This is a genomic window from Nitratireductor sp. WH36-1 (genome assembly GCF_058725515.1).
The window spans coordinates 1,237,031-1,258,845 of the sequence record NZ_CM178970.1 but is presented as its reverse complement, the minus strand read 5'-3'; the positions used below and the strand labels follow the sequence as shown (position 1 = coordinate 1,258,845).

Sequence of the window (21,815 nt, the reverse complement as noted above, 5' to 3'; positions counted from 1 at the left end):
TTTCGTTCAACGCTTCCAATTATTCGGCGGGGGTCATGGAGAAGGGATGTCCCAGCGCCACCGAGACCGCATCAAAAATGCGGGAGGCAGGCGACGAGCAGCTCACATCGGTCGGGTTGTCCGGCAGCACATCTTCATCCACGCAATCGCCCGAGCGGATGTCGCTGTTGCCCTGAACGACTACCGTGATGTCATGCGCCGTATTATAGAAGAGCGTCGTGTTGTAGCCCGGAAGCTCACCGGTATGACCAACCCAGCCTCCCGTGCAGCCCATGCCGATGCCGTAGCCCATGGGTTCGGGGAACGAGCGCAGACGAACCTCCTGCGCCTCTTCTCCCAAAAGCCCCTGCCCCGTGCCCAGGGCACGCCCATAAGTGAGGAGATCGTCGAGGTTCGAGATCATTTCACCAGCGGTCCAGCCCCAGGACGGGTTCCAGTGCGTCGCGTTGGAAGGGTTCTTCGGCGTCGCCGCATTGCCCTGCAGTGTAAAGCCCTGCGGGAAGGGTTCAGGGATCTCCGTGCTGTCGCCCGGCCAGACCGTATTCTTCAGGCCCAGCTTGTCGAACACCATCGTCTTCAGGGCTTCGGCGATGGGCATCCCGGTCACCTGTTCGATGACCATGCCCAGAAGAACCGTGTTGGTGTTGGAGTAGTCGAAGGCCTCGCCCGGCTCGAACACCGGCGAATCGGGAATGGCGAAAGCCAGAAGCTGCTCGGGCTTGTAGACCACCTGCGGATGCTCAAGGAAAACCTCCAGAAAAGGCTCGGCCCGCGTGTAGCTGGAAACGCCACTGGTCATGTTGGCCAGATGACGAAGCGTGATCTTGTCGCCATTCGGAACGCCCGGCACATAGGTCTCGATCTTATCGTCGAGGGAGAGCTTTCCCGCTTCCACGAGCTGCATCAACAGCGTGCCGGTGAAGGTCTTGGTGATCGAACCGATGCGGGTGTGCATGCCCACTTCCATCGGAGCACCGGTTGCGGGATCGGCCACGCCCCAGGCCCCGCTCCAGTGCCCCTCAGGCGTGCGCACGCCAACGATGAAGCCCGGCGCTGCGGCTTTGCCCAGCGCATCGCGAACCGCCGCATCAAGCTTTTGCGCAACTGCGTCCGGCAGCGGCGTCTGCGTCATTGCGGCGGTAGGCGCTGCAGCGATGACGGCAGCCGGATCGGCGACACAGGCCTGCGCCGCCGCTGCCCCTGCGGACACGCACAGCGCTGCACCTGCCGTTGCCGCGAGCAGCGTTGCACGCCCCGTGATCTTTTTGGAGATGCCGGATTTCGTCATGTTGCTCTGCCCCTTGATGTGCGAAACGGCCCCGTCCGTCTTGCCAGAGGGGCTCGGCTCCACCAGTCTGAATCGGGTTTCGGTATGACGCGGGCTCGCCGGCAAACAAAGTGATGAAACGGTTCAATTTTGGTATAAAACCATCCCCGGACACGTGAAATCGGCGATGCGCGGATTCGCTTCTGAAGGGCGAGCATGACCAGCGCCAGAAGACAGGCAACTTATTGACACAGGTCGAACTCGACATCGCTGGCGGCGCGCTGCGGCGGGAGGGCGAAACCCTGCCATTGCGCCCGAAGACCCTGGCCGTTCTTCTTGCGCTCATCGAGCGGCAGGGCGAGACGGTTAGTCAGGACGAGTTGCGCCGTCTGATATGGGGAAACCGGCACGGCAGCGATGCCGGCCCGAAACAGTGCATCCGGGAGTTGCGCCGCCTTCTGGGCGAGAGCGCCACCGCCCCCCGCTTCATTGAGACGGTTGGTCGCTACGGCTACAGGCTCTCCGGGCAAATCGACATTCCCGGCGCGAACACACCTTCCCCCTCCAGTGAACGCCCCCTGTGCGTGGGGCGCGAACGAGAACTGGAAGCACTCACCAAAAGCCTGACCGCCGCCCGCCGCGGCAATCGCGCCATCGCGCTTATCGCCGGAGAGAGCGGTGCCGGCAAGACGCGCCTCGTCGACAGTTTTCTGGCCACCCTGACCGGCGCAGCCCCGGCCATGTGGATCGCGCATGGCCAGTGCCTGCCGCATCCGGGCGCCCGCGAGCCCTACGGCCCATTGCTCGAAATCCTCTCGCAGATCGTCAATGCCCGCCCCGTCGCAAACCTGCCGCGCCTCCTGCGTGAAACGGCCCCCACCTGGCTGGGGCATCTGCCCGGAGCCGATCACGGCCACGACCCGGCAACGTTCGACCCCGGCCAGAAATTCGGCCCCGACCGTCCAGACCCGATGCCGCGCGAATTCACGCTTCTCATGGAGCGGATCACCCGCGAACAGCCGGGCATACTGGTTCTGGAGGATCTGCACTGGTCCGACCAGAGCACACTCGCCTGGCTCTGCGCCTGGGGGTTGCAGCGCACACCCGCGCGCCTGATGGTGCTCGTCACCTATCGCTTCGATGAGGTGGATACTGCGGACGAACTCGCCACGACACTCAGCCACCTGAACCGGCAACCGGGCATCCAGACGCTGGCTCTGGAGGGGCTTGGCGCAGAAGCCGTGCATGACTATCTGGCGCAGCGCTTTCCCGGCAACGCGTTTCCGCCCTCGCTGGCTGCCGCTCTGGCCCACCGCACGGAAGGTCACGCCATCCTCGTCGAAGCGGTCACGGAGCAATGGCTGCGGAATGGCGATATCGGTCAGGCGGCCGGACGCTGGCAGTTGAACCGCCCCGAGAAAGAACTGGTTCTGGCAATCGCCCCCGGCGTGCGTGACGTGATTTCAGCAGAGATTGGCCGCCTCACACCGGCCGAGCGCCAGCTTCTGGAAGCTGCGAGCGTCGCCGGACCACGTTTCTCTGCCGCTGCCATGGCCGACACGCGGGAAGCACGGGAAGACGTCGAACACAGGCTGGAGACGCTCGCCCGCAATCGCCGCTTCATTGAACAGGCCGGCGTGAGCCAACAGCCCGATGGCACGCTCGCCACGCGCTATGCCTTCCGGCATGCGCTTTATCATGAAGCGATCTATGACGGCATCCCCGCCGCCATCCGGCAGGGCCTGCACCAGCGCATCGGCGACCGGCTCGAGACCGTCTTTGCATCCGACACTGCCGAAGTGGCGACAACGCTTGCAGACCATTTCGAGCGCGCGGCAGACTGGCTGAAGGCAGCCCGGTATCGGGGGCTCTCCGGCATACGCGCGCTTGATCGCGGCGCAGCCCATGACGCCGCCACGCAGCTTCGTCAGGCGCTTGCGCTTCACGAACGCTGTCCGGATGCCGACAGAAGCCAGAGCGCAGCCGAACTCAGGACACTTCTCGGCCTCGGCGCGGCGCTGATCGTCTCCGAGGGTTTTACGCGCGAAGAACTCAGGGCCGTCTACAAACGGGCCAGCACGCTCGCCCTTGAGGTGGGCGACCCTGCCGAAATCGCCCCGGTTCTGGCCGGCATGTGGAACTACCATCTCTCGCGCGCAGAATTCGGCAAGGCCGAAGAGATCGCCCTCGGTCTTCGCAACCTTTCAGCAAACGTCCCCGTGCAGATAGCCATGGCAACGCACAACGCCATTGGTCAGACCGCGTTCTTCACCGGATCCCTTGCGGCCAGCCTGCCTGAGATCAATGCCGCATTGTCCCTGCATGAGGGTGCCGAAGAGGAAGCCGGCGACACGCTGCTCGGCGAAAATGCAGGCATTGTCTGCCGACAATACGCCGCCTGCGTTCAGCAAATTCTCGGAAATGATGCAGAGGCCGACGCGCATTTGACGGCGGGCATGCGCGAAGCCGAAGCGCTCGATCAACCGTTCGGACAGGCCCAGATGTTCTGGGCAGGCGCGATCATCGCCCGCGAGCGTGGCGATGCGGCGCTCACGCTGGAGCGCGCGCAGCGCATGATCGAGACCTGCCGGCGCGCCGACATTCCCTACTGGATTCCTCCGGGAAACATGCTGGCTGGATGGGCGCGCGCAATGCTCGGAGACCCCGCAGGCGAGGAGCAGCTGCGCAATGGCCTCACCGCCTATGAGGCGATGAATGCGCGCCTGACCCTGCCCTATGGTCTGGGGCTATTCGCCGAAGTTCTACTCCACGACGGCAGGACCTCCGACGCGCTCAACACGCTCCGCCGCGCCCTGCGCCTCGTTCGCTCCACCGGCGAGTGCTGGTATGAAGCCGAGCTTCACCGCCTCTGGGCGAAGCTGGCGCAGCAGACAGGACGGCCCAAGAACGCGCAACGCGCCCTCGAAAGAGCGCTCAACATTGCCCGCCGGCAGGGGGCAATTGCCTTTGAAAAGCAGACATTGGCGCAACTGGCGGAAATCAGCCTGAAAGCCTAGCCAGCGTTGATGCGGGATTATGCGCAGGCAGCGCGCAGACCGTCGCCCGGACCAACAAAATCGGGCACGCAGATCCGATTGCGCCCGTTGCGCTTTGCCCGGTAGAGCTGGCTGTCCGCAATCGTCATGAGCACCGAGAAGTCAGCCCTGCTTTCCGCAAATGCCACACCGATGCTCACGCTTAGCGGCACGACCATGTCAGACGGCGTGCGCAGCCCCAACCGCTCGACATCGGCGCGCACCTTCTCAGCAAGCTGCACCCCGTCATCAAACGAAGCGGCTTCAACAAACACACCGAATTCCTCACCACCGATGCGCGCCGCAAGCCCGGTCTCGCCAACCACGTTTCGGATAACGCTGGCAATGGCGCAAAGCGCCTGATCGCCGACCAGATGACCGTGCGTGTCATTGATGTTCTTGAAGTCATCCGCATCAATGACCAGCAGAACCCCGCCGGCCCCGCGCTGACCGATCTCATCCAGATCGGTGACAAACGAGCTGCGGTTCAGCAATCTCGTCATCCCGTCCGTGCGCGCGGCAATGGCCAGTTCGTCATATACATCGGCAAGCTCTGTGTGCGCCGCTTCCAGCTGCGCATGCGCAAGCGCGATCCGGTGGTTCTGGTAGAATGTGTAGGTGCACGTGGGAAATGCGATCAAAAGCGGACACAGAATGCTCATGATCACCGGAAACCAGTTGATCCCGCCGCCAGCCAGGCTGAGCACAGCCCAGCAGATCACCAGCGAGGCGATGATGGACATAAAGGTGGCGACTGCCGCTTTGAACAATACGAGCTTCATGCCCGCGGCGATTATCAGCGCATGTGTTGCGAGCCGGTTAAGAACGCAAACTGCCCACAGGACAAGCGATGGGCCATGCTTCCAGCACGCTTCCCTGCATCAGAACCTGTAGGACGCGCCCAGACGCAGACCGTGCGTTTTCAGCCCGATGCGCGAGGGGTTTGCGCCATCGTTGAAAACACGGCGACCAAAATCGCTGTAGCGATACTCACTTTTCAGAATGAGCCTGTTTCCCACGGCAAAGTCGACGCCGCCACCCAGCGTCCAGCCAACATGGATTTTCCGTCCACCCGGATCGAACACACCGTTGCCATGCATTCCCACAAAGCGCACGTCAGCGATTGCCGGACCAGCCGCAAGATAGGGCATGCGCCGATCCACCACATAACCGAGCCGTCCGCGCAGCGCCGCTGTCCAGTCGAGCCGGGAACGCGCGACGTAACCCGGCGAAATCTGAAATCCGCCCCGCGTGTAGAAATGGCTCCTGCCTTCGGCACGCAGCCATGCCCCATCCAGCTCAACGCCGGCAACGATATTGCGGGTGACCTGTCGCTGATAACCCGCATGGAGACCCGCAAAGAATGCGCTGACATCCGCCCGGGAATGGTCACCGACCGCATAGGCCTGATGCAGAGCGCCGCGCAAATTTCCCACCTGCACCCCGGCATAAAAGCCATTCCAGTCAGACGCCGTTGAAAAAAACGCCGCGTCGGGTTCGGCGGACAGCGTCCTTGAAAGCGACAGAAAAAGAACCGCCGAAACGAGACATACCGTGCGCATTGTCGTGCCTCTCTGCGCGTGCATTCAAGACAGGCAAGTGCATGCTCAAAAAATGAAAATTTAGTTGCACGGCAAATTAAATAGCCTCGCCTCTCCCTCTCTGCTCCGGCCCGGTGCGCGATTTCACGCACACGTGGTGCGGCAAAAGGGAGCGCTGCGCAGGAACCGCTCGTCAGGCTTCGCGCCTGTGGATATGATCGATAATTATTGACTCATACCCAAACGATCATTATCGATCATACCAGGGAGGATAAATTGACAAGTACGCGCCACCGTTTTCCGCAGGAACGCCAGCAGCAGATGATCGACGTAATCGTCGAGCGTAAGCGCGTGGGCACGGCCGAGCTTGCCAAACTCCTCAAGATTTCACTGCCGACGGTTCGCCGTGACCTGACGGTCCTGGAGCAGGCCGGCATCGTTGCCAGAACCCATGGCGGCGTGGTCGCGCGCGGCATTGGCGAGGGCGACACCGAACCGCTCTTCCTGGAGAAGGTGCGCCACCATCAGACACTCAAGCAGCGTATCGGCCAGAAGGCCGCCGCCAGCATTGAAGACGGTCAGGTGGCGCTGCTCGATTCCGGCACCACGGCGCTGGCCACCGCTCACGCATTGGCGGGAAGGCGCATCACCGTGGTGACGATGGACATAAAAGTCGCCGAGGCAGCCGCCGTCGGGCCAACCGAGGTCCACATCGTCGGTGGCCGTGTGAGAAACGGCTATTTCAGCCTGGTCGGCAACTGGGCGAAGACCGCGCTCGCCACCATTCAGGCCGACATCTGCTTCATCGCCGCCGACGCCATCGATGAAGGCGGCGTGACGACGGCAACCTTCGACGAGGCCGAGACCAAGCGGCTCGCCATGTCACGCGCCAAGCGCACCGTGGTCATCACCGATCACAGCAAATTCGGCAAACGCGTGTTCGCAGAAGTCTGCGGGCTCGACGCCATCGACGAACTCATCACCGACAGGGACGCGGAGGATCTGATTGCGCCCTATCGGAAGCTGATACCGGCCATAACGCTCGCCTGAGGGGGGCGGCCGACAACAAGAAAGAAAGGCACGGAATGTCAAAGTTCAAGCAGCTCTTCGGCGACAGGAAACCCATCATCTCGATGGTGCATCTTCTGCCGATGCCCGGCTCACCGCTCTATGATGCGGATGCCGGCATTGACGGCATTGTCGCCGCAGCGCGCAAGGATCTCACCGCCCTGCAGGAAGCCGATGTCGATGCGGTGATGTTCGGCAATGAGAACGACCGCCCCTATGAGCTCAAGGTCGACATCGCCTCCACCGCCGCCATGGCCTATGTGATCGGCCAGCTGCGCAGCGAGATCAAGAAGCCTTTCGGCGTCAACGTTCTGTGGGATCCGATGAGCACCGTGGCGCTCGCAACGGCAACCGGCGCTTCCTTCGTCCGCGAAATCTTCACCGGCACCTATGCCTCTGACATGGGCCCATGGACGCCCAATGCCGGCGAGGCGCTGCGCTACCGCAACCGCCTTGGCCGTGACGATCTGGTGATGCTCTACAACGTGTCGGCCGAATTCGCCGATTCCATGGACAAGCGCCCGCTGGCCGACCGCGCCCGCTCTGCCGTTTTCTCCTCCATTCCCGACGCCGTCCTCGTTTCGGGCGCCATCACCGGCGAGGCCGCCGAGATGACCGATCTCAAATCGGTCAAGGAAAAGGTCACCGACACACCGGTTCTGGCCAATACGGGCGTTCGCCACAACACCGTGGCCGACATTCTCAAGATCGCCGATGGCTGCATCGTGGGCTCGTCGCTCAAGGTCGACGGCAATACCTGGAACCCGGTCGATCCGGAGCGGGCCAGGGAGTTCATGCAGATCGTAAAAGCCGCCCGCGGCGGCTAACCATCGGGACCTGGGGAGGAAGACCATGGACGCAAGACAGGACACCACAGGCTCACACTTAAAGAGCCTGGGAATATTGACGGCGCTGATATTCGTTGCGCTTGCAATCGCCAGTCCGACATTCCTGTCATCGTCAAACCTCAAATCCATGGGCTTCCAGTTCCCCGAATTCGGGCTTTTGTCCCTTGCGGTCCTGCCGACGATGATTTCCGGTGGCATCGACCTTTCGGTCGTCGCCATCGCCAATCTGGCCTCCATCGTGGCCGCGGTGACCATGAAAGCCGGACCGGAAGTGGCATGGCTCGCCATCCCCGCCGGTCTCGCCGTGGGGCTCGTCTGCGGCGCGTTCAACGGCTTTCTCATCGCCTATCTGCGGCTGCCGCCCATCCTCGCGACGCTCGGCAGCATGCAGCTCTTCGCCGGCATCGGCATCATCATCACGCGCGGCCCGGCCATCACCGGTCTTCCCGACTGGTACACGGCGTTCGGCAACTGGACGATCGGCGGCGTGCTCCCGCTTCCGCTTGTGCTGTTTGCACTGGTCGCCTCGGGCCTTGCCTTCCTTCTGCGCCGCACGCCGGTGGGCATGCGGCTGCGCCTGTTTGGCGCAAACCCGGTCGCCGCCGATTTCGCCGGTGTGCCCGGCAAGAAGCTGATCATCCAGATCTACGCAATCGCCGGCTTTATCGCCGCACTTGCCGGTCTGGTGGTTCTGGCGCGCGTCAACTCGGCCAATGCCGACTATGGCAGCTCCTATCTGCTGCTCGTCATCCTCATCAACATCCTTGCCGGCGTCAGCCCTGCCGGCGGTTTCGGCACCGTCACCGGCGTGGCTCTGGCCGTGATCTGCCTGCAGTTCATCTCCAGCGGGCTCAACATTCTCTCCTTCAGCGCCTTCTCCCGCGACCTCTTCTTCGGCGGCCTGCTCATTGCGGTCATGTCCTATCGCGCGGCTTTCGGTTCCTTCGATGTGAAGGCGTTCTTCAAACGAAAGGCTCACCAATCATGAAAGAGCGTCTCCGCTCCCTGCTCAAAACCCTGATGCTGACACCGGGCCTGTCCGGGCATGAAGACCGCGTGCGCCGCCGCATCGAGAAAGAGCTCGCCGATCTGCCGCTTTCCATGCGCACGGATCGCCTCGGCAATCTGATCGCCACACTGGAAGGTGACGAAGGTGCGCCCTCCGTCATGCTGTTCGCCCACACCGACCAGCTCGGCTTCATGGTGCGCAAGATCGAGGATAACGGTCTGGTGCGCATCGAGCGGCTGGGCGGCATCCCGGAAAAGGCCCTGCCCGCGCAGGCCGTTCTGTTCTGCGTCGGCGAGGGCCGCGATGTGCAGGGCGTCATTGCCAACAAGAGCCATCACGCCACGCCGCCGGAAGAGAAATACAAGGTCACGCCCTATCAGGAAGTGTTCATCGATGTGGGCGCGGAAGACGCCGGGGGCGTCAAGGCGCTGGGCATCGAGATCGGCACGCCGGTGGTCTATGACCCGCGCGTCATTGAACTCAATGAAAACCGCCTGATCGGCACTTCGGTCGATGACCGCGCGGGCTGTGCCGTCATCGTCGAGGTCGCCCGCGCACTCGCCGCTGAAGGCCCGCGCCCAACGGTGCATTTCGTCTTCGCCGTGCTGGAGGAGTTCAATCTTCAGGGCGCAATGGTCGCGGCCCGCGCGATCAACCCCGACATTGCCATCCAGCTCGATCTGGCGCTCAACGCCGACACACCCGACATGACCCAGCGCGGTGAAGTCGCGCTCGGCAACGGCCCGGCGATGAGCCTCTACTCGTTCCACGGGCGCGGCACGCTGAACGGCACGATCCCGCACCCTGCCCTGCCAAAACTCTTCTCCGACACGGCTTCATCCGAGGGGATCAATCTCCAGCGCACGGCCCACACGGGTGCACTGACCGATTCCTCCTATGTGCAGCTCGTCAATGAGGGCGTGGCCTGTATCGATATGTGCTTCCCCTGCCGCTACACGCACACCTCGCTCGAAATGTGCGACCTGCGCGATCTGGAAGCCCTCACCAAACTGCTGATCGCCGCGATCCGCCGGGTCGACGCCGGTTTCAGCCTCAACCGGGATGACTACACCTGATGGATTGCTACCTCGGCATCGACATCGGAACCTTCGAAACAAAGGGCGTTCTGGCCGACGGTCAGGGACGCATTCTGGCCACGGCAAAGCGACGGCACGACATGATCGTGCCGCAGCCCGGCTGGGCCGAACATGACGCCGAGAAAGACTGGTGGGGCGAGTTCTGCGCCATAAGCAAAGAACTGATCGCCACCACCGGCATCGCCCCCGGCGATATCAAGGCGGTGGCGGCAAGCGGCATCGGCCCCTGCATGCTGCCGGTCGATGAAGACGGCAAGCCGCTGATGAACGCCGTGCTCTATGGCGTCGACACCCGCGCTTCCGAGGAGATCGAGGAACTGACCGCGGAGATCGGCGAGGAGACGCTGCTTGCCGAATGCGGCAACACCCTCACCTCCCAGTCGGTCGGCCCCAAGATCCTGTGGCTGAAGAAGAACCGGCCCGAGCTTTATGCCCGCACCCACAAGGTGATGAACTCCTCATCCTTCCTGGTGCACCGGCTGACGGGACGCTTCGTCATCGATCATTATTCCGCGTCTTCCTCAAGCCCGCTCTACGACATCCACGCCAACCGGTGGAGCGACCGTTACGCCGACCGCATCATCGCGCCCGGGCGTCTCCCGGAGCTTCTTTGGAGCACCGAGATTGCGGGCCATGTCACGGAACAGGCGGCGAAGGAAACCGGACTTGCACCCGGCACGCCGGTTACGGCAGGCACCATCGATGCGGCAGCCGAGGCCGTCAGCGTCGGTGTTCTGGGAACCGGCGAAATGATGATGATGTATGGCTCGACCATGTTCATCATCCTCGTTACGGATCACCGCGTGGAGGATGGGCGGCTGTGGTATGCGCCATGGCTTTTCGAGGGACAGCACGCCTGCATGTCCGGCACCTCCACCAGCGGCACGCTCACCCGCTGGTTTCAGGAGCAGTTCGCCCGCGAGCTGGACGCCGAAGAGGCGCTGCGGCTGCTCGCCGAAGAGGCGCAGGGCGCGCCGGTCGGCGCAAATGGCATCGTGGTCCTGCCCTATTTCTCCGGCGAACGCACGCCGATCCACGATCCCCATGCGCGCGGCGTCATTTTCGGCCTCGACCTCACCCACACGCGGGCAGACATCTATCGCGGTTTCCTCGAGGGCATCGCCTATGGCGTGACGTCGGTGATCGAGACCTATGAGGGTGCCGGCGCAGCGATCGAGCGCATCGCCGCCGTCGGCGGCGGCACCAAGAACGCCGTCTGGTCGCAGGCCATCTCGGATGCGAGCGGCAAGACACAGGACGTCGCCGCCAACACGGTCGGCGCAGCCTTCGGCAACGCATTTCTCGCAGCCGTGGCCGTGGGAGCGGCCGGACGCGAAGACATCCGGCGCTGGAACCCGATGGAGCGGCGCATCGCGCCGCAGGAGGAGAACCGCGCCGTCTATGACGCGCGCTATCGCACATTCAAGGAATTGTACGCCCGCAACAGCGATCTGATGAGGGGAGCGGAACAGCGGACGTCCGATGAAGCCTGACTGACGGCCATCCCGGCCGACGGGGCGCACTGGAAGTGTATCAAGAGGAGGAAAACATGGCTTTGAATTTGAGGAAACTGACCGCCGGCGTGGCGCTCGGCGCCGCGCTGATCGTCGGGGCCGGCGCCGTTACGCACGCGCAGGATGCCAAGCACTCCATCGTGACGGTGGTGAAGCTTTCGGGCATCGCCTGGTTCAACCGCATGGAAGACGGCGTCAATGAATACGCTGCGGAAACCGGCCACGATGCAACGCAGGTTGGACCGGCTTCCGCCGACGCGGCGCTACAGGTGCAGATGATCGAAGACCTGATCGCCAAGAAGGTCGACGCCATCACCGTCGTGCCGAATTCGCCAGAGGCTCTGGAACCGGTTCTCGGCAAGGCGCTCGACGCCGGCATCAAGGTCATCGGCCACGAGGCGTCCAGCCTCCAGAACATCACCTATGACGTGGAAGCCTTCGACAATGCGGCCTATGGCCGTCACCTGATGGAAGCGCTCGCACAGGCCATGGGCGGCGAAGGCGAATATGCCGTGTTCGTCGGCCACCTGACCGCCAAGACCCACAATGAATGGGTCGACGCCGCCATCGAGTACCAGAAAGAAAAATACCCGAACATGACGCTTGTCACCGACAAGCTGGAGAGCAACGAGCAGCAGCAGACCGCCTACCAGAAGACCAAGGAGCTTCTGCGCACCTATCCGAACCTGAGGGGCATTCAGGGCTCGGCAGGCGAAGATGTCGTGGGTGCGGCTCTGGCCGTTGAAGAAGCCGGTCTCGACGGCAAGGTCAAGATCGTCGGCACCAGCCTCGTTTCGGTTGCCGGCCCTTATCTGGAGACCGGCGCCATCGAGATGATCTCCTTCTGGGATCCCGCGAAGGCAGGCATCGCCATGAACAAAGTCGCTTCCATGGCCATCGCAGGTGAAGAGATCACCGACGGCATGGACCTCGGCGTCGAGGGCTACAACGCCATCAAGCTCGACGGCAAGGTGCTCTACGGCCAGGCCTGGGTCGATGTCACCACGGACAACATGAGCGAATACGATTTCTGATCGTAGCGTGTTGACGTGACCGGAAACGAGAGACGCATGGAGCCCGCCTGCGGTCCTGGCATCAGGACCGGCAGCCGTCTGCGCGCCTCTCGATCCAACCGCCGCCGGGCCTTGTGCGCCCGGCGGCCTTGCCTGAACAACAGAGATTTCCCATGAACGACGAAGCGAGCGGAAGCACGCCCATCCTGCAGATGCGGGACATCCGCAAGGCCTACGGGCCGGTGCGCGTGCTCGAAGACGTCAATCTCGAACTGAGCACCGGTGAGGTGCGCTGTCTGGCCGGCGAGAACGGCTCGGGCAAATCGACACTGATCAAGATCCTGTCAGGCGTGGTGAGCGCAGACGCAGGCCAGGTTTCGCTGAACGGCCGCCAGTTGGGCAACGACCCGATGGGCGCCATCACCGCCGGCCTTTCGGTCATCTATCAGGACTTTTCACTGTTTCCCAATCTGAGCGTCTGGGAAAATATCGGCTTCCTGACCTCGGTTACCTCCGCAGACGTGCTGCACAAACGCAGCGCGCGCCGCAGACTGGCCATCGACACGCTGAAGCGCATGCAGGTGGAGATCGACCCCGACACGCCGGTCGAACTCCTCCCCGTCGCGTCCAAACAGCTCGTCGCCATCGCCCGCGCGCTCGCCAACAGGGCGCGCATCATCGTCATGGATGAGCCGACCACCGCGCTGACCCGCAGCGAGGTCGCCCATCTTCTCGAGATCGTCGGCGCACTGAAGAAGGAAGGCGTTTCCTTCCTGTTCGTCAGCCACAAGATCGAAGAGGTTTTCGCCGTCTGTGACACGATCACCGTGCTGCGCGATGGCTCCGTGGTGGTGGAAGGCCCCATCGGCGAATTCGATACCGAGCGTCTCGTCGAGGCCATGACCGGCCGTTCCGTGGACAGTCAGCGGCTGCCGCGCGAAGAAGGCGCAGTCCAGCGCCCGTTCCTCGCCGCCAGCGGCCTCGGCCGTCGCGGCAATTTCGTCGATGTGGATCTGGAGCTGCGACCGGGCGAGATCGTCTCCGTGGTCGGCCTTCTCGGCTCCGGCCGCACCGAACTCGCCCAGACCCTGTTCGGCTACATGAAGCCGGATGCCGGGCGCATCGAGATCGATGGCGAGGCCGTCACCTTCAAGAGCCAGCACGACGCCATCGAGCGGGGCATCGCCTATGTGCCGGAAGACCGGCTGACGGAAGGTCTATTCCTCAACCAGTCGATCCGCGACAACATCACCGTCTCCAGCCTGGAAAAGTCGACCCATTTCGGCATCGTCAGCGCCGCAAGCCTTTTGCAACGCGCACGCGACGCGGTGAAGAGCCTGCGTATCAAGACGCCTGACGTGACGCCCGCCGTCGCGACGCTTTCGGGCGGCAACCAGCAGCGCGTCGTGCTGGCGCGCTGGATGGAGATCGATCCCCGGCTTCTCATCCTCAACGGGCCTACGGTCGGCGTCGATGTGGGGTCCAAACGCGAGATCCACGAACTGCTCGTTTCGCTCAGCCGCAGCGGCACGGCGGTCATGGTCGTCACCGACGACATCGCGGAGGCCATCGCTTTGTCCGACCGCATTCTGGTGATGGTGCGCGGGCGCATCACCGCAGGCTTCGACGCCGCGACGGTGGACGAAGACACACTCTACAACGAAGTCATCAGGGAGGACCGGACATGAACGCGCTTGCCCGCATCTTTGCAACCCCGCAGGGCATCGTGTTCCTCGTCGCGGTGCTTTTCGCAGTCGTTCTCGGCCTGCTGAACCCGGCCTTCTTCACGCCCTCGACACTGATCGACCTTGCCCGCAACGGGCTGGTGACCGGCATTTTTGCGCTGGGCGTGATGATGGTCCTGGCCTCCGGCGGCATAGATGTCTCGCACACCGCCATCGGCGCATTCGCCATGTATGCGACCATGAAGATCGTGCTGGGCATCGATCTCGACCTGCCGATCATCGCCTATTTCGTGATCGCCGCCGCCATCGGCGCAGGGCTCGGGCTCGTCAACGGCCTGCTCATCGGCGGTCTGGGCCTCAACACGCTGATCGTCACGCTCGGCACGCTTTCCTTCTTTCGCGGCGCGCTGCTCACCTTCCTTGGCACCACCTACATCACCTCGGTGCCGCGTGAAGTGATCAATTTCTCCCGCACCATCCTCATCCGCATCGAGAATGCGGTTGGCCAAATGGTGTCGCTTCCCGCCTCCTTCCTCGTGCTCGTGGCGGTCACCATTGCGCTCGCCATCATCATGAACTTCACCCTGTTCGGGCGGAAGGTCTACGCAATCGGCGGTTCGGAAGAAGCAGCCCAGCGCATCGGCATCCGCATCAAGCGGGTCAAGGTGCTGATCTATGTGATTGCCGGCGCGATTGCCGGTCTTGCCGGCATGACGCATGTGACGCTCTCGCGCATGGCCAACCCGTTCGATCTCGTCGGCATGGAGCTGAACGTCATCGCCGCCGTGGTTCTGGGCGGCGCGCGCATCACCGGCGGACACGGCACCGTGCTCGGCACGCTTCTCGGGGTGTTCGTGATCACCATGATCAACACCACGCTGCTGATGGCCGGGGTTCCGTCCTACTGGCAGAAATTCGTCATCGGCTGTCTGATCATTGTGGGCACCGGCCTGCCCATCGTCTTCGACCGTCTGGCAAAACACCGCCAGCGCATGGCGCGCCCGCTGGAAGCCTGAACGCCGGCTTGAACACACCCCCTGGGAGGACAAGGCATGAAAAAGATCCTGAACAACCCCGCAGACTATGTCGATGAAATGCTCGAAGGCATGATCGCGGCCCATCCCGAAACCTATGCGCAGCCGGTGCGCCGCGTGATTGCGCGGGCAGCGGGCGCGAAGAAGGGCAAGGTCGGCATCGTGACGGGCGGCGGCTCCGGCCATCTCCCGATCTTCACCGGCTATGTGGGCACCGGCCTGCTCGATGCCTGCGCCATTGGCGACGTGTTCGCCAGCCCCTCCGCCGAGCAGATGGCCGAAGCGATCCGGCTGGCCGATGGCGGCGCGGGCGTGCTGCGCCTTTATGGCAATTACGGCGGCGATGTCATGAATTTCGACATGGCCGGCGAAATGGCCGAGATGGAACACGACATCCGCACCACCACCGTGCTTCTGACCGACGATGTGGTTTCAGCCCCGAAGGAAGAGGCCGAGAAGCGGCGCGGCGTGGCCGGCATGGTCTATGCCTTCAAGATCGCAGGCGCTGCCGCCGAGCGCGGCGACGACCTGGATGAAGTCACCCGCATCGCCCGGAAAACCGCTGATGCCTGCCGCTCCATCGGCATGGCGCTGACGCCCTGCACCATCCCGCAGGCAGGCAAGCCGACCTTCGAGATCGGCGAAACGGAAATGGAAATGGGCATGGGCATCCATGGCGAACCCGGCATCTGGCGCGACGCGATCAAGCCCGCCGACGAGATTGCAGAAGAAATGCTGGAGCGCCTCATGGCCGACCAGCCGCTCGCAAAGAGCGACCGCATTTCCATTCTCGTGAACTCGCTCGGCGCAACGCCCGCCGAAGAACTCTACATTCTCTATCGCCACGCAAAGCAAAAGCTTGATGCGCTCGGTGTCGAGATCGTGATGCCGCTGGTTGGCCGCTACGCGACCTCCATGGAGATGACGGGCGCGACCATCACGGTCATCAAGCTGGACGAAGAGCTTGAAACCCTGCTCAAGGCTCCGGCAGAATGCGCCTTCTGGCGCGTATAGGGAGAGGACGCGATGATCGACAGTTCAGCCATCGCGAAAGCGTTGAGCGGCATTGCCGCTCACACCGCGACTGCCAGCGAGGAGCTGTGCAGCGCCGACGGCGCACTCGGTGACGGCGATCTCGGCATTACCGTATCCAAGGGGTTTGCCGAAGCCGCAGAAACCGAGCTTCCCGACGATGTGGGCATGGCGCTTTTTGCAGTCGCCAAGGCCTTCCAGCGCGTCTCGTCATCCTCCTATGGAACGCTGCTGGCCACCGGTTTCATGGCTGCCGCGAAGCTGGAGAAGGGAAAGACGGAAATTGCGCCGGACGACATTCCGGGCCTCGTCGCCGCCGCCCGCGACGCCATGATGGCGCGCGGCAAAGGCAATCTCGGCGACAAGACGGTGCTCGACAGCCTCGACGCCATCGCAGAGGCGCTCGAAGGCGCAGCGCCGGAAACCATGGTCGACACGGCCATCACCGCCGCCGGCGACGCCGTTGAACAGTTCCGCAACCAGCCCAACAGGCTCGGTCGCGCCCGCATGTTCGGCGAGAAGAGCATCGGACTGGCCGACCCCGGCCAACTGGCCTTTCTGCGCATCGTCGAAGGGCTAAAACACGGCTAAATGCAATTCCAGGAAAAGCGGGAACGCTCTAGCCACATGCCGGCGGTGCGCATCACCGCCGGTTTCCCGGCGACAGGCAAAACTGCCTGCCTCCGCAACACCCTATCCGATAGTGGTGCTGGCTCGGGTTTCGCCATTCAGGCATACTGCCCCTCCTGACTGGTTCATTCCACAGACCAGATCATTGAGGGGCGCATGTGCTTTGTTAAGCGGACATGGCGATTTACCATCAAGGCGATGGTGCTTTTGTTCGCCCATAACCGCCCCTTCCCCATGAGCAATAACCGGCACTTCGGGCAGGTTCGCCAGATCTGCATGCCCGCGAACAAGGTGTGGACGCACAACACGCATTCAGCCGCAATGCATAACGCGCCAGCAGAAATGGGAGGCTAGCATGTCGACGTCGTACGACCAGATTATCGCCCTGATCATCGCGCTCTCCAGCGGAGAAGCAGATGACATGCATTTCCGAACTCTCATGGAAGGTGGCGCACAGAAGGCCTATCCGGTCGCGCTTGCGCCATGCCCGCGCCCCCTTGGAAGAACGGAGATCGAAGGCAAAACCATCGTCTGTGGCACGGTGACGGTTCCCGAGGATCACGCGCAGCCCGAAGCGGGAACGCTTGATCTGGTCTTTACGGTTCTGCGCTCCAATTCCTCCTATCCCGCCCCCGATCCCGTCGTGCATCTGCATGGCGGCCCCGGAGCGGGGGTGCTTGGCGGACTACGGAAATTCGCGGAGATATTCGATCCCTGGCGTGACACGCGGGACATCGTGATCTTCGATCAACGCGCCGCCGGTCTCTCGGCGCGTTCCACCACCTGCTATGACGCACTCACCATCAATGTGATCGACATTGCCAAGGAGACAATCACCTCCACCGAAACCGAGGAGGATACGGTGCGGCCATCGAAACTGGTGGCGGACTGTGTGCGGGAACTGCAGGAAGCAGGCGTCGGACTTGAGAATTTCAACACCTATCAGAATGCGCTCGACGTGCGTGCGGTGGTGAAAACGCTCGGATATGAAACCTACAATCTCTACGGCATATCATACGGCACGAAACTCTCACTGGAAGTCATGCGCAGCGCACCGGAAGGACTGCGCTCGGTCATCATCGATGGCGTCGCACCGCCCGCAATCCATCTCTATGACACGCTTGCGGTGCCGGAGCATGAGGCTATTCTCGCCTTCCTGGCGGAATGCAAGGCAGACGAAGCCTGCAACCGGGCTTATCCGGACCTCGGGCAGAAGCTCAACGAAGCCTATGACAACGCTCTTGCCGGCAAGGTCCGGATTCAGGGCGCGACCATGCCGCCGCAGATCGTTTCCGTCCTGCTCAGCAAGCGCAACGGGCAGTACGGACAGGGCAGCTACACGGCCTATATACCCGCAGCGATCTATGAGATGGCGCGCGGCGAAGAGATGCCGACGGTGGCCATGCTTGTCGAAAAAGAGCTGAGCTTTCCCCTGCCCGGCGCCACAGACGCCCGCAATGCAGCAAAGAAACTGACAGATGCAGAAGAGCGTCTCGTAAACATCGTGCTGGCCGAAGCGGAAGCGCTGAAAGCAAGCGACAGCGCGCTCGACCTGACCATACAGGAACTCAAGGACGCATTGTTGCGCGACCGCACCTTCGGTCCTCTGGCAGCCCTTTTCGATGAAGAGATGTCAAAGGCGATCGGCCCGCTTACCACCAACCCGGAACGCCTGCGGGCCGCGGTGATCGACTATGCCGCCATGCAGAACGCAACGCCCTCGAAGGATCTTCTGCGCAATTTTGTCAGCCAGTATTTCGATGGCGCGGCGCAGCAACGACTTCAGGCGCTGGTCACGGCAATGTCGGATAGCGAGGTGCAGAAGGCCTTCGACGCCATCAGGGCCGCGACAGCACGTCTGGAGAAGGACATTCTCGGCAGCTCGCACCTTTGGATCTACGCCTGCCAGGAAGACCGGCCCTACAACAGCCTCGAGCGCTACAGGGAGGTAACGGACGGGCTTGAGTACGGGCGCATCATCCGATCAGGCTGGGACAGGATGGCCCAGGATTTCTACACGGTGTGCGAACTCTTCGAACCGCAGCCGCGTGAGGGGTTTCACGACCCGGTCGTCAGCGACATTCCAACCCTCTCAATCGGCTCGACGTGGGATGTGCAGACCGCGGCAAGCTGGGCGCAGCTGGCCACCGAGACGCTGAGCAACAGCCAGTCCTTCATCATTCCCGAAGCCGGGCATGGCGCGGTGGTCTATCAGCCCTGCGTCGTGGATATGGGGGTGGCTTTCATCAACGACCCGAGCCGCAAGCTGGACAATAGCTGTGCGGAAAGCGCCAGACCGACATTCTACATTGCTCCCTGGGTAGAAGAAGCTTCGCAAGCGCAGGACCCGTGAGGCGCCAGCATCTCATTCACCGGCGCTTCACAGGGCGTTTATGCGCAGAACAAGGGAATGAACCGCGCTAAGGCCCGGCCGCTTCAACCAGATAGCGTCCATTGACCCAGCCAGTCATGCTCTGGTCGCCGCCAAGTCCGATGCGGCACCAGCGGGACTTGGCCACCATGCGACAGCCGAGGTTGCGCACCCGGTCGCCATTGGCCAACTGGCCGATCACTGCGGACTTCGTGCCGGGCGCGGTCCGCACATTCAGGAGATCGTTGCGCGCAACACCGGACACCGCCCAGTAATCGGGACCACCGCTCAGACCGTCTGCAAAATCGGGATTGGCGCTGCGTCCCGCGCCATCGGCTTCGATGTCGACGGAAAGCCGGTAATTGGCCACTTCATCGCGGCGGGCCGCACTGCGCATCATGTAGACGCGGATGCGATAATCGCCATCGGCCGGCAGGACGCCGGTATATTCGTTCCCGGCGACCGATCCCGTGTGAATGGCCGTCTCGCTGCCAGCCGGCAGCAGGTTGAAGTAATTCGCCAGATTGTCGGTGCCGAGATCAATGGCAATGCGCTGGCCGCGTCTTGCGCCCAGAACGTAATCGACAATCTCATATCCCTTGATCCGGCCATTGATCGTTGTGCCGGAGCGACCCGCCTCGAACTGCACCCGGACCTCACGGAGGTCCTGCGCGGACGCCGGCGACCAGGCAAGCGCCGCAACCAGAAGAACAAAACCCAGAATACGCATTGCAGATCTCCTTTATCGGCGCACAGAAACCGTTTCACCCGATCCTCAGGGTACCGGGCAGATCCCCGCTGCTCAACCGAACCCTGTCGCTTCAGGCCCTGCAATCGGCGGCGCTGGCCGCCGCCACCGTCTGATAGCGGCCATCGGCCGTGACAACCCGGGCGCATGTGCCCGTGGACGCCTTCCACCAATAGGCCGTCAGTCCCTGGGTTCTGGCCAGCGTGTAGCCACGCGCCATGAGCTGGGTCTCACCGCCAGCGCCCCGCGCGCCGACCAGATCTGCAATGTCAGCCGGCGGCCCGCCAGCCGGTGCAGACGCAGCCATCGAAGCCTGCCCGCATTCGGCCGGACCAACCGGATCGACGCTCTGATAGCGTCCATCGCTGGTCACCACCCGTACACAGTTTCCGCTGGCCGCGTTCCACCAATAGGCGGTCAGTCCCTGCGTTCTGGAAAGCGTGTAACCGCGCACCATGAGCTGCGTTTCACCGCCAGCGCCCCGTGCGCCAACGAGATCGGAAACACCGGCCCCGCCGCCCGCAGGCGGCATGGTCGTCATGGGTTGTGATGTCTGGGTGTCGGACTGGCACCCCGCGAGCCCGACAACGAACAGGCATGCAAAAAGTCGCTTCATCATGGAAATACCCTCGCAAATTTCCCTCGCCTGCCGAGAGTATAAAATGCCGGCAAAACGTCTGCGACCGCGTAATTAGTGGTACGGAACACCGCTTCTTGCTGCGGGAATACGTGGGTTCACACGCTTTCGCGGAGGCGTTCCTTTTCCTGCGAGCCCGGCATGAACCTGTTTTCAGCGGCCCGCTTCCTGCCCTTCTTTGCTTCTTTCTGCTGCGACAGGAACCACGCCACGCCATACTGGATGGCGATGCCAATGCCCAGCAGGGCAGCGTCCGACGCAAAATCGGGCTCATAGCGCAGCTTCAGCACCTGAAGCACGATTGCCAGAACCGAACCGGTGGCGAAAACGGCAAGCCCGTTCTTGCCCATCAGCTCAACGGGGCGGAAGACCGGCCACTGGAAGATGCGCAAAACCCAGGCGACATTGGTCAGCACATAGGCCAGCGCCAGCGCATGCAGAAGACGCGGGAGCGACAGGAAGGTCTTGTCGAAACCGGCAATGAAGAAAGGCAGCATCTTGCGGCCCGGCAGCGCCCCTGCCCTGAGCGACACCCAGATGCAGGAGAACACGAGGAAGGCCGTGCAGAGCCAGAACAGCCATGCGCGGTAAGGCACCAGCTTGCGCCCGTCCATCATGGAGAGCCCACCGGCAATGCCCACGGCATAGATCAGCTGCCAGGCGACAGGGTTGAAGAACCAGCCGCCGGGATTGGGGTAATTGGGCAGGTTGAGCCGGAAGGTTCCCGCCAACAGCCACACGCCCACCGCAACACCGATCAGCGCCAGCGGACTGCGCAGGCCGATCATGATGTAGAGCGGCGAGATCACAAGTAGAACGGCATAGAGCGGCAGAATGTTGAAATAGCCAAGCTGGTGCCCGAGAAGCGGCAGCCCAACCATGGTCTCCAGCGGCTTTGCGAGCAGCGGGCCGAAATTGATACGGGTCAGCATCTCATACACGCCGAGATAAAGCGCGCCGGCCGCCACAATGCCGATGGCGATGACCGAGGTCACGATGTGCGTGACGTAGAGCACACCGGCCCGCCGCCACACTTTCATGCAGGCCTCAAAGAACGGACCGCTGCGGAAACCGCGCGAATAGGCAAGACCAACCGCAATCCCGGACATGAGAACGAACGCCTCGGCCGCATCGGAAAAGCCGAAATTGCGCGACGTCAGGTTCTCATAAAGATTGCCCGGCACATGGTTGATGAAGATCGTGATCAGCGCGAGACCGCGAAACACGTCAAGGCGCTGGTCTCGGCCAACGCTTGCGGGAACGAAGGGTGCGTTCATGGCTGGGCC

At 62.7% G+C, this 21,815-nt stretch carries 18 protein-coding genes; 12 read left to right on the top strand and 6 right to left on the bottom strand.

Annotated features, from left to right (window positions below; genetic code table 11):
- Positions 1 to 19 precede the first annotated feature (19 nt).
- Positions 20 to 1,288 carry a serine hydrolase domain-containing protein gene (locus tag AC4PTT_RS06010; RefSeq protein ID WP_492162281.1) on the bottom strand — a complete coding sequence of 423 codons (1,269 nt, stop codon included), beginning with the start codon at positions 1,286 to 1,288 and terminating at the stop codon, positions 20 to 22.
- A 224-nt stretch (positions 1,289 to 1,512) separates the two neighbouring features.
- On the opposite strand from AC4PTT_RS06010, the gene AC4PTT_RS06005 reads away from it, so the two are divergent.
- A complete protein-coding gene (locus AC4PTT_RS06005) occupies positions 1,513 to 4,284 on the top strand; it encodes an AAA family ATPase (RefSeq protein ID WP_492162280.1) in 2,772 nt (923 codons plus the stop codon).
- 17 nt (positions 4,285 to 4,301) lie between these two features.
- On the opposite strand, the gene AC4PTT_RS06000 is transcribed toward AC4PTT_RS06005, so the two are convergent.
- Together AC4PTT_RS06000 and AC4PTT_RS05995 are read right to left on the bottom strand one after the other, a co-directional pair.
- Positions 4,302 to 5,072, bottom strand: coding sequence for a GGDEF domain-containing protein (locus AC4PTT_RS06000; protein WP_412032982.1), 771 nt, complete (start codon positions 5,070 to 5,072; stop codon positions 4,302 to 4,304).
- A 111-nt stretch (positions 5,073 to 5,183) separates the two neighbouring features.
- Positions 5,184 to 5,864, bottom strand: a complete 681-nt coding sequence (locus AC4PTT_RS05995) for an outer membrane protein (RefSeq protein WP_492162279.1) — start codon at positions 5,862 to 5,864, stop codon at positions 5,184 to 5,186.
- A 255-nt stretch (positions 5,865 to 6,119) separates the two neighbouring features.
- On the opposite strand from AC4PTT_RS05995, the gene AC4PTT_RS05990 reads away from it, so the two are divergent.
- From AC4PTT_RS05990 to AC4PTT_RS05940, 11 genes are all read left to right on the top strand, one after another.
- Complete coding sequence (locus AC4PTT_RS05990) at positions 6,120 to 6,893, top strand: DeoR/GlpR family DNA-binding transcription regulator (RefSeq protein WP_206544121.1); 774 nt, start codon at positions 6,120 to 6,122, stop codon at positions 6,891 to 6,893.
- A gap of 35 nt (positions 6,894 to 6,928) precedes the next feature.
- A complete protein-coding gene (locus AC4PTT_RS05985; protein ID WP_113152834.1) occupies positions 6,929 to 7,738 on the top strand; it encodes a BtpA/SgcQ family protein in 810 nt (269 codons plus the stop codon).
- Positions 7,739 to 7,763: 25 nt separating this feature from the next.
- Positions 7,764 to 8,747: an ABC transporter permease gene (locus tag AC4PTT_RS05980; protein WP_113152835.1), complete on the top strand. Its 984-nt coding sequence runs from the start codon at positions 7,764 to 7,766 to the stop codon at positions 8,745 to 8,747.
- Positions 8,744 to 9,844 (top strand): M42 family metallopeptidase, encoded by a 1,101-nt coding sequence (locus AC4PTT_RS05975; RefSeq protein ID WP_206544122.1) that lies wholly within the window; start codon positions 8,744 to 8,746, stop codon positions 9,842 to 9,844. The genes AC4PTT_RS05980 and AC4PTT_RS05975 overlap by 4 nt, the downstream gene beginning before the upstream one ends.
- Positions 9,844 to 11,358, top strand: coding sequence for an FGGY-family carbohydrate kinase (locus AC4PTT_RS05970; RefSeq protein ID WP_492162278.1), 1,515 nt, complete (start codon positions 9,844 to 9,846; stop codon positions 11,356 to 11,358). The genes AC4PTT_RS05975 and AC4PTT_RS05970 overlap by 1 nt, the downstream gene beginning before the upstream one ends.
- Positions 11,359 to 11,414: 56 nt before the next feature.
- Entirely contained in the window at positions 11,415 to 12,413 is a 999-nt protein-coding gene (locus tag AC4PTT_RS05965; protein ID WP_204360835.1) for an autoinducer 2 ABC transporter substrate-binding protein, read from the top strand.
- A 152-nt stretch (positions 12,414 to 12,565) separates the two neighbouring features.
- Positions 12,566 to 14,080 carry a sugar ABC transporter ATP-binding protein gene (locus tag AC4PTT_RS05960; RefSeq protein WP_475082670.1) on the top strand — a complete coding sequence of 505 codons (1,515 nt, stop codon included), beginning with the start codon at positions 12,566 to 12,568 and terminating at the stop codon, positions 14,078 to 14,080.
- Positions 14,077 to 15,093: an ABC transporter permease gene (locus tag AC4PTT_RS05955; RefSeq protein WP_210347710.1), complete on the top strand. Its 1,017-nt coding sequence runs from the start codon at positions 14,077 to 14,079 to the stop codon at positions 15,091 to 15,093. Before AC4PTT_RS05960 ends, AC4PTT_RS05955 begins: the two co-directional genes overlap by 4 nt.
- A 36-nt stretch (positions 15,094 to 15,129) precedes the next feature.
- Complete coding sequence (locus tag AC4PTT_RS05950; protein ID WP_492162277.1) at positions 15,130 to 16,125, top strand: dihydroxyacetone kinase subunit DhaK; 996 nt, start codon at positions 15,130 to 15,132, stop codon at positions 16,123 to 16,125.
- A gap of 12 nt (positions 16,126 to 16,137) precedes the next feature.
- On the top strand, positions 16,138 to 16,734 hold the full coding sequence (locus tag AC4PTT_RS05945; RefSeq protein WP_206544127.1) for a dihydroxyacetone kinase subunit L: 597 nt from the start codon (positions 16,138 to 16,140) through the stop codon (positions 16,732 to 16,734).
- Between the two features lie 394 nt (positions 16,735 to 17,128).
- Positions 17,129 to 19,126 (top strand): alpha/beta fold hydrolase, encoded by a 1,998-nt coding sequence (locus AC4PTT_RS05940; RefSeq protein WP_492162276.1) that lies wholly within the window; start codon positions 17,129 to 17,131, stop codon positions 19,124 to 19,126.
- Positions 19,127 to 19,193: 67 nt separating this feature from the next.
- Here AC4PTT_RS05940 and AC4PTT_RS05935 read toward each other — a convergent pair whose 3' ends face one another.
- The 3 genes from AC4PTT_RS05935 to AC4PTT_RS05925 all read right to left on the bottom strand — a co-directional run bounded on the left by AC4PTT_RS05935 (position 19,194) and on the right by AC4PTT_RS05925 (position 21,806).
- Positions 19,194 to 19,874 (bottom strand): SH3 domain-containing protein, encoded by a 681-nt coding sequence (locus AC4PTT_RS05935; RefSeq protein WP_206547771.1) that lies wholly within the window; start codon positions 19,872 to 19,874, stop codon positions 19,194 to 19,196.
- Positions 19,875 to 19,965: 91 nt separating this feature from the next.
- Entirely contained in the window at positions 19,966 to 20,511 is a 546-nt protein-coding gene (locus tag AC4PTT_RS05930; RefSeq protein ID WP_492162275.1) for a hypothetical protein, read from the bottom strand.
- Positions 20,512 to 20,627: 116 nt separating this feature from the next.
- The gene (locus AC4PTT_RS05925; RefSeq protein ID WP_492162274.1) at positions 20,628 to 21,806 is read right to left on the bottom strand and encodes an OpgC family protein; all 1,179 of its coding nucleotides are present in this window, start codon (positions 21,804 to 21,806) and stop codon (positions 20,628 to 20,630) included.
- Positions 21,807 to 21,815 lie beyond the last annotated feature (9 nt).

What these genes read in the sequence shown, in the direction of transcription:
- AC4PTT_RS05935 (WP_206547771.1), bottom strand. Translation starts at nt 19,874, where the DNA reads ATGCGTATTCTGGGTTTTGTTCTTCTGGTTGCGGCGCTTGCCTGGTCG.
- AC4PTT_RS05945 (WP_206544127.1), top strand. Translation starts at nt 16,138, where the DNA reads ATGATCGACAGTTCAGCCATCGCGAAAGCGTTGAGCGGCATTGCCGCT.
- AC4PTT_RS06010 (WP_492162281.1), bottom strand. Translation starts at nt 1,288, where the DNA reads ATGACGAAATCCGGCATCTCCAAAAAGATCACGGGGCGTGCAACGCTG.
- AC4PTT_RS05940 (WP_492162276.1), top strand. Translation starts at nt 17,129, where the DNA reads ATGTCGACGTCGTACGACCAGATTATCGCCCTGATCATCGCGCTCTCC.
- AC4PTT_RS05975 (WP_206544122.1), top strand. Translation starts at nt 8,744, where the DNA reads ATGAAAGAGCGTCTCCGCTCCCTGCTCAAAACCCTGATGCTGACACCG.
- AC4PTT_RS05950 (WP_492162277.1), top strand. Translation starts at nt 15,130, where the DNA reads ATGAAAAAGATCCTGAACAACCCCGCAGACTATGTCGATGAAATGCTC.
- AC4PTT_RS05995 (WP_492162279.1), bottom strand. Translation starts at nt 5,864, where the DNA reads ATGCGCACGGTATGTCTCGTTTCGGCGGTTCTTTTTCTGTCGCTTTCA.
- AC4PTT_RS05970 (WP_492162278.1), top strand. Translation starts at nt 9,844, where the DNA reads ATGGATTGCTACCTCGGCATCGACATCGGAACCTTCGAAACAAAGGGC.
- AC4PTT_RS05980 (WP_113152835.1), top strand. Translation starts at nt 7,764, where the DNA reads ATGGACGCAAGACAGGACACCACAGGCTCACACTTAAAGAGCCTGGGA.
- AC4PTT_RS05930 (WP_492162275.1), bottom strand. Translation starts at nt 20,511, where the DNA reads ATGATGAAGCGACTTTTTGCATGCCTGTTCGTTGTCGGGCTCGCGGGG.
- AC4PTT_RS05965 (WP_204360835.1), top strand. Translation starts at nt 11,415, where the DNA reads ATGGCTTTGAATTTGAGGAAACTGACCGCCGGCGTGGCGCTCGGCGCC.
- AC4PTT_RS05955 (WP_210347710.1), top strand. Translation starts at nt 14,077, where the DNA reads ATGAACGCGCTTGCCCGCATCTTTGCAACCCCGCAGGGCATCGTGTTC.
- AC4PTT_RS05960 (WP_475082670.1), top strand. Translation starts at nt 12,566, where the DNA reads ATGAACGACGAAGCGAGCGGAAGCACGCCCATCCTGCAGATGCGGGAC.
- AC4PTT_RS05985 (WP_113152834.1), top strand. Translation starts at nt 6,929, where the DNA reads ATGTCAAAGTTCAAGCAGCTCTTCGGCGACAGGAAACCCATCATCTCG.
- AC4PTT_RS05925 (WP_492162274.1), bottom strand. Translation starts at nt 21,806, where the DNA reads ATGAACGCACCCTTCGTTCCCGCAAGCGTTGGCCGAGACCAGCGCCTT.